This is a genomic window from Frateuria defendens, from assembly GCF_001182895.1.
Lineage (GTDB): Bacteria > Pseudomonadota > Gammaproteobacteria > Xanthomonadales > Rhodanobacteraceae > Frateuria_B > Frateuria_B defendens.
The window spans coordinates 20504-27879 of the sequence record NZ_LFQR01000018.1 but is presented as its reverse complement, the minus strand read 5'-3'; the positions used below and the strand labels follow the sequence as shown (position 1 = coordinate 27879).

Annotated in this window: 5 protein-coding genes and 1 pseudogene; all 6 read left to right on the top strand. The window is 70.6% G+C overall.

What is annotated here, in order from left to right; translation table 11 throughout:
- Window positions 1-152 (top strand): annotated as a pseudogene (locus tag ACH65_RS21250) (ABC transporter permease); the annotation flags it as partial.
- A 92-nt stretch (window positions 153-244) separates the two neighbouring features.
- A complete protein-coding gene (locus ACH65_RS03265) occupies window positions 245-1561 on the top strand; it encodes an ABC transporter permease (protein ID WP_049621147.1) in 1317 nt (438 codons plus the stop codon).
- Window positions 1558-2769 (top strand): ABC transporter permease, encoded by a 1212-nt coding sequence (locus tag ACH65_RS03260; protein WP_049621146.1) that lies wholly within the window; start codon window positions 1558-1560, stop codon window positions 2767-2769. The genes ACH65_RS03265 and ACH65_RS03260 overlap by 4 nt, the downstream gene beginning before the upstream one ends.
- Before the next feature lie 26 nt (window positions 2770-2795).
- Window positions 2796-4100 (top strand): ABC transporter permease, encoded by a 1305-nt coding sequence (locus ACH65_RS03255; protein ID WP_049621145.1) that lies wholly within the window; start codon window positions 2796-2798, stop codon window positions 4098-4100.
- Window positions 4101-4116: 16 nt separating this feature from the next.
- Window positions 4117-5355, top strand: a complete 1239-nt coding sequence (locus ACH65_RS03250; protein WP_049621144.1) for an FtsX-like permease family protein — start codon at window positions 4117-4119, stop codon at window positions 5353-5355.
- A 141-nt stretch (window positions 5356-5496) separates the two neighbouring features.
- The gene (locus tag ACH65_RS03245) at window positions 5497-6843 is read left to right on the top strand and encodes a sigma-54-dependent transcriptional regulator (protein ID WP_049621143.1); all 1347 of its coding nucleotides are present in this window, start codon (window positions 5497-5499) and stop codon (window positions 6841-6843) included.
- Window positions 6844-7376 lie beyond the last annotated feature (533 nt).

The window sequence follows — 7376 nt, the reverse complement described above, 5'->3', positions numbered from 1 at the left end:
TGCTGATGGCGTTCTACGAGTTGCCGCACTTGCCGCTGTACTACCTGCCGATCGGCGCCGCGTCGCTGTGGCTGCTGGGACAACTGGCGGTGCTCGGCCCCGCGCTGCGCGCAGCCAAGGTGCCGCCGGTGGTGGCGACGCGGTCGGTGTGAGGGCGTCGGCGGAAAGTCGAGGAAGTGCGCGCCGGGAATACGGATGCTCTGGTTCACGAAGCGGTGTCGGAAAAAGGATCGAAGGAGGATGGATGTTCGGCTATTACCTTGAGCTGGCCCTGCGCAGCCTGCGGCGCAACCAGGTGCTGGCCGCATTGATGGTGCTGGCGATCGCACTGGGCGTCGGCACTTCGATCACTATGCTGACGGTGTTGCACAACCTGTCGGGCAACCCGCTGCCACAGCGCAGCGACGTGCTGTTCCACCCGCAGCTCGACCCGCGGCCGGCGAAGCTGGCGGCCGCGGACGAGGAGCCGCCCGACGACCTCACCTACGTCGATGCGGTCAACCTGTACCACCTCGACACCGCGCGTCGCCGGGCGCTGATGAGCGCCAACTGGCTGCCGGTACGCCGGGACGCACGCGACGGGGCGCTGGCGATGTACACCACGCGGTCGACCACTGCCGATTTCTTCGCCATGTTCGGCGTGCCGTTCGTGTACGGCGCGGCCTGGACGGCGCAGGACGATGAACGCCGCGCGCAAGTAGTAGTGCTCTCCCGTGCGCTCAACGAGCGGCTGTTCGGCGGCGCCGACAGCGTGGGCCGCGAGCTGGTGATCGCCACCCGTACTTTCCGCGTCGTCGGGGTGGTCGAGGCATGGAACCCGCAGCCGCGCTTCTACGACCTCAACGGCCGCCACGGCGCCTTCGGCGAGGCCGAGCAGATGTACCTGCCATTCTTCACCTGGCTGGAGCTGCCGCAGGACTACGGCTATGGCCCCATGCGCTGCTGGGGCAACGACCCCGGCGCGGGCGACCACAATCCGAAGGCGGCCGAGTGCACCTGGGCGCAGTTCTGGGTGCAACTGGACACGCCGGTGCAGGTGGCCGGCTACCTGGCCGCGTTGAAGCAGTACAGCGCGCAGCAGTACCAGTTGGGACGTTTCGAGCGCGCGCCGAACGTGCGCCTGCGCGGCCTGCTTGACTGGCTGGACGTCAAGCGCGTGGTGCCGGTGACCGTGCGCATGCAGACCTGGATTGCCTTTGGCGTGTTCCTGATCTGCATCGTCAACACGATCGGCCTGCTGGTGGCCAAGTTTCTGCGCAAGTCGGGTGAGATCGGCGTGCGCCGCGCGCTGGGAGCTTCGCGCGGGCAGGTATTCGCGCAGTGCCTGGTCGAGGCCGGCGTGGTGGGCATGGCCGGCGGCGTGGCCGGGCTGCCGATGGCCTGGCTGGGGCTGTGGCTGGTGCGTCAGCAGCCGGTGAGCTTCGCCGCCTCGGCGCGGCTGGACCTTTCCATGCTAGGCACAGCTTTGCTGCTGGCCGTGCTGGCGGCGCTCGCCGCCGGCGTGTGGCCGGCGTGGCGCGCCTCGCGCGTGGTGCCCGCCCTGCAGGTGAAATCGCTATGAGCAAGTGGTTGCAGATACGCCCCATCCTCGCCGCACTGCGCAGCCACTGCACGGCGGTGACGCTGCTGGTGCTGGAGATCGCGCTGACCATGGCGATCCTCGGCAACCTCGTCTTCATCGTCTACGGCGGCGTGCGGCGGGCGCAGGTGCCCACCGGCGTGCTGGAGGCGCAGCTGGGCGTGATCCAGAGCATCGGCGTGATCGGCTTCGACAACACCGGCACGGTCGGCGGCGACCTGGCCGCGCTGCGCGCGGTGCCCGGCGTGCAGGAGGCGGCCTACGGCGGCCCGCCGCTGTGGGGAGCCGACCAGAGCCCGGTGTTCACCGATGCGTCGCGCAGGGAAACGGCGGCGCGGGTGTACGAGTTCCTGGGCAGCCAGGGCCTGAGCCGGACCCTGGGCCTGCGCATCGTGCAGGGGCGCGACTTCACCGAGGACGATCCGCCTGATGTCTCCCGCTGGGGCAAGGTCACGCAGATGCCGGTGCTGATCACGCGCGCGCTGGCCGAGCGCCTCTACCGCGACGCCGATCCCGTCGGCCGGCTGTTCTACGACGGCACCATGGGCCTGCGCGTGATCGGCGTGGTGGACCACCTGCGCGGGGAGATCACCGGTCGGGCGGAAGACGACTACGCGGTGGTGTACGAGTACCGCGTCGGCGCGCAGGACATGGGCGGCGCCTTCATGATCCGCGCCGAGCCCGGACGCCTGCCGCAGACGCTGCGCGCGGCGGCCGAGGCGCTGCAGAAGGCCAACCCGGGCCACGTGGAGCAGAAGGTGTTCACCATGGCGGAGCAGCGCGCGGACTACTTCCGCGGCGACCTGTCGGTGGGGCGCATGCTGATCGCGATCATGCTGATCCTGCTGGTGGTCACCGCGCTCGGCGTGAGCGGGCTGGCCAGCTTCTGGGTGCAGCAGCGGCGGCGTCAGATCGGCGTGCGCCGTGCGCTGGGCGCCACGCGCGGGGACATCCTGCGCTACTTCCAGACCGAGAATTTCCTCATCGTCAGCGGCGGCGTGCTGCTGGGCGCGGTGTTCGCCTATGCACTGAACCTGTTCCTGATGCAGCGCTTCGAACTGGCCCGCCTGCCGCCCGGCTACCTGCTTGTGGGCGCCGCCGTGCTGTGGGCGCTCGGCCAGCTCGCCGTGCTCGGCCCCGCGCTGCGCGCAGCCAAGGTGCCGCCGGTGGTGGCGACGCGGTCGGTGTAGGGATGGATGCGCAAGGGGAAGGAAGCATGTTGACGTACTACTTGGACCTCGCCCGCCGCAGCCTGCAGCGCACGCCGGTGATGACGGCGCTGATGGTGCTGGCGATCGGGCTGGGCATCGGCGCGGCGATGACGATGATCACGGTGCTGCACGTGATGTCGGGCGACCCGCTGCCCGGCCGCAGCGCCACGCTCTACGCGCCGCATCTGGACCCGCTGCCGCGGGATTACCACCGCAGCCCTTACGGCCCCGATCCCAGCGTCAACTTCACCTGGCCCGACGCGATGGCGCTGGTCGATGCGCACCGCGCCGAGCGGCAGGCGGCGATGGCCGGGGGCAACCTGCTGGTGCGGCCGGAGCGGGCGGGCCTGTCGCCTTTTTATGCGGACGGCCGTTACGCCACCGCCGATTTTTTCCCGATGTTCGGCGTGCCGCTACGCCATGGGCAGGCATGGTCGGCCGCCGAGGACAAGGGCCACGCCCGCGTGGTGGTGCTGGCGGAAAGCCTCAGCCGCAAGCTGTTCGGTACGGCCGACGGTGTCGGGCAAACGGTGCGGCTGGGCGATGTGGCGTTGCGCGTGATCGGCGTGGCCGCCGACTGGCACCCGCGCCCGCTGTTCTACGCCGATGCCTCGGCCAAGCTCTACAGCGATGCGGATCTCTTCTTTCTGCCGCTGTCCACCGCCGTGGAACTCAAGCTCGATGTCAGCGGCAACCAATCCGGCTGGAATGGCGCCATTGATCTGCAAAGCCCCGGCATGAGCTGGCTGCAGGTGTGGGTGCAGCTCAAGGACGCCGGCCAGGCCGCAGCCTACCGGCGCTTCCTGGTCGATTACTCGGCGCAGCAGCAGGCACTGGGCCGCTTCGAGCGGCCGCCGGAGCACGCCAGCCTGACGCCGTTGTCGGTTTGGCTCGCGCAACGCGACCTGGTGCCGGGCGACGTGCGCATGCAGCTGTGGCTGGCGCTCGGCTTCCTGCTGGTGTGCCTGCTCAACATCGTGGCGCTGCTGCTGGCCAAGTTCCTGCGCCGCAGCGGCGAGGTGAGCGTGCGGCGGGCGCTGGGCGCGCGGCGGCGGGACATCTTCGTGCAGCTTGGCGTGGAATCGGCGCTGATCGGCGTGGCCGGCGGCGCGCTAGGCCTGGCGCTGGCGCAGCTCGGCCTGTGGAGCGTGCGGCGCCAGCCGGACGACTACGCCCACCTCGCGCAGATGGACGCCGGCATGCTCGCCGGCACCTTCGCGCTCGCCGTGGGGGCGAGCGTGCTGGCCGGCCTGTTGCCGGCCTGGCGCGCCTGCCGCATCGCGCCCTCGTTGCAGCTCAAGGCCCAGTGAGGCAAAGGAGACCGTCATGCCATTGCGCCCCATCCTCGCCGCCCTGCGCCATCACAAGCTCACCGCCGGGTTGCTGGTGCTGCAGGTGGCGGTGACCTGCGCCATCGTCTGCAACACGGGCTTCATGGTCGCCAACCGCATCGCGCAGATCAGTATCGACAGCGGGGTGGACGAAGCCGGCCTGTCGATGCTCGACAGCGAGAGCGTGGACAAGGATGAGAACCTGCTGGCCCGCCACCAGGCGGATCTCGATGCGTTGCGCGCGATTCCCGGCGTTACCGACGCGGTGGTGGTGGACACCTTGCCGCTCGGGCGCAGCGAGTCGTCCTACGGCACCTGCGCCAGCATGGCGGACTTCGAGCGTGGGGCAGCCGCGCGCAATCTCGAGCAGGCCGGCTGCCTGCAGCCGGCGGTGTTCGCCGGCACGCCGGGCGAACTCAAGGCGCTGGGCCTGCGGCTGGTCGAGGGGCGCGACTTCCGCGCCGAGGAGTTCGTGGACGGCTATCCGCAGACGCCGCCCGTCGCCATCATCAGCCGGGCGCTGGCGGCGCGGCTGTATCCCGGCAAGGAGGCGCTGGGGCAGAGCGTGGTCACCGGCGCCCGCAAGCCCATCCGGGTCGTGGGCGTGGTGGACACGCTGGTGCGGCCGCGCCTCAACACGCTCGGTTCCAGCCAGTTCACCATGCTGTGGCCGCAGCGGCCCGCCGACCGCCGCATCACCTACCTGCTGCGCAGCGCCCCGGCCGAACGCGGGCGCGTGCTGCGCCAGGCGGTGGAGGCGCTGATGCGGCTATCCCCGAACCGCATCATTCCGCCGGACTCGGTGCGCACCTATGCCGAACTGCGGCGGGACTACTTTCACCGCGACCTCGCCATGATCGCCCTGCTGCTCGCCTCGGGCGCGGGCCTGCTGTTCGTCACCGCGCTGGGCATCGGCGGGCTGGCCAGTTTCTGGGTGCAGCAGCGCCGGCGCACCATCGGCATCCGCCGCGCCGTCGGCGCCACGCGCGCCGACATCCTGCGCTACTTCCTGGCCGAGAACTTCCTCATCGTGGGCGCTGGCATCGTGCTGGGCCTGCTGTTGGCGGTGGCCTTGAATCTGCTGCTGATGCAGCGCTACGAGGTGCCGCGCCTGCCGCTCGCCTGCCTGCCGGCCGGCGCGCTGGCGATGTGGCTGCTCGGCCAATTGGCGGTGCTCAGCCCGGCGCGCCGCGCCGCGAAGGTGCCGCCGGTGGTGGCGACGCGGTCGGTGTGATGGGATGGAGAATGCCGCGGGCGAGGCCAGCCTCGTCGATCCCGGGGCGGGGCCGTTGCAGGCCTGGCGCCCAACCCTGCCGCAAGTCATGGCAACCTTTCCACCCGGAGCCGCATCCATGCGGACATGTGTAGACGGAAGATGCGAAGCGTACTGATCATCGACGACAACCCGGCCGTGGGCGAGGCGCTCTCGCTGCTGCTCTCGCTGCACGACATCCGGCCGCTGGTGGCGGCCACGCCCGAGCAGGGGCTGGCGCAGCTCGAGCGCGGCAACGTGGACGTGGTGATCCAGGACATGAACTTCACCGCCGACACCACCTCGGGCGAGGAGGGCGTGGCGCTGTTCCGCGCCATCCGCGAGCGCCACCCGGACCTGCCGGTGATCCTGCTCACCGCCTGGACACACCTGGAGACGGCGGTGGCCTTGGTGAAGGCGGGCGCGGCCGACTACCTGGCCAAGCCGTGGGACGACGCCAAGCTGGTGGCCACGGTGGAGAACCTGCTGGAGCTGTCCGAATCCACCCGCGAGGTGGCGCGCGCGCGCAACGAGCGGCGCAAGCGGCGCGAGTCGCTGCAACGCGGCTACGAGTTGGACGGGCTGGTGTTCGCCTCCGACGCCATGGCGCGCACGCTCGAGCTTGCCTGCCAGGTGGCGCGCGCGGACGTGCCGGTGCTGGTCACCGGGCCCAACGGTGCGGGCAAGGAGCGCATCGCGCAGATCGTGCACATCAATTCCTCGGTCAAGCGCGGGCCGTTCGTGGCGGTGAACTGCGGCGCGCTGCCCGGCGAGCTGATCGAGGCGGAGCTGTTCGGCGCCGAGGCCGGTGCCTACACCGGCGCGCAGAAGGCGCGCGAGGGCCGCTTCGAGCTGGCCGACGGCGGCACGCTGTTCCTCGACGAGATCGGCAACCTGCCGCTGTCGGGCCAGGTGAAGCTGCTGCGCGTGCTGGAGACGGGGCAGTTCGAGCGGCTGGGCTCCGGCCGCACGCGGCAGGTGAAGGTGCGCGTGCTCTCGGCCACCAATGCCGACCTCAAGGCGATGGTGCGCGCGGGCAGCTTTCGCGAGGATCTCTACTACCGCCTCAACGTGATCGAGGTGAACCTGCCGCCGCTGGCCGAGCGCACGGACGACATCCTGCCGCTGGCCGAGCATTTCCTGGGCGGCCGCGCGGCGCTGGGCGAGGCGGCGCGCGAGGCGCTGCTCGGCTACCCGTGGCCGGGCAACGTGCGTGAGCTGAAGAACGCGATCGAGCGCGCCGCGCTGCTGGCCGGCGGCAACGCGGTGACGCCGGAGCTGCTCAACCTGCCCGCGGTGGCGGTGGTGCCGGCCCAGCGCAACCTCGACGAGCCCAGCCGCGAGGCGGTGGAGGGCGCGCTGCACAAGGCCGACGGCGTGGTGAGCCGGGCGGCGCAGGCGCTGGGCCTGTCGCGGCAGGCGCTGTACCGGCGGATGGAGCGCTATGGGCTGGCGGCGCCGCAGGGGTGAGCGGGTTTTGCCTTCTCTCTTCTACGGATCTCCGGGAGGATCGGCGCTGGGGCGGGGGCTTGCGGAAGAGCCGGCACGAAGCGGCGGTGTCCCCCCTCACCCCAACCCGTTCCCGGGAGGACCTGATTAGCGTCGAGTCTCAGCAGCCTTCGCTCTGCTCGTCATCCCGGCGCAAGCTGGAGGCGCTTCACAACAGCGAAGCGGGTCATCCAGCGCCTTGGGATGGCGAGCAAGGCACTGGATTCCGGCTTACGCCGGAATGACGGTGAGGGGCAACTGAGATGCGACGCTAATCAGGCCCGCGGGGGAAAGGGCGCGGTTCGCGGTGAGCGTGGGGTGCTGCGCTTTGCTTTCTCTTCCAGCGGAGAAGGAGTCGTTCGCGATGAATACGAGGCGCAACGCTCTGCCTCCTCTCCCCGCCGGGGAAAGGATCGAGGTGAGGGGCGGGGGCTTGCGGAAGGCCGGCACGAAGCGGCGGTGTCGCCCGGTGCGTGCCGCGGCCGCCCGGTTGCCGGCGCGGCCGCGTACGCGGA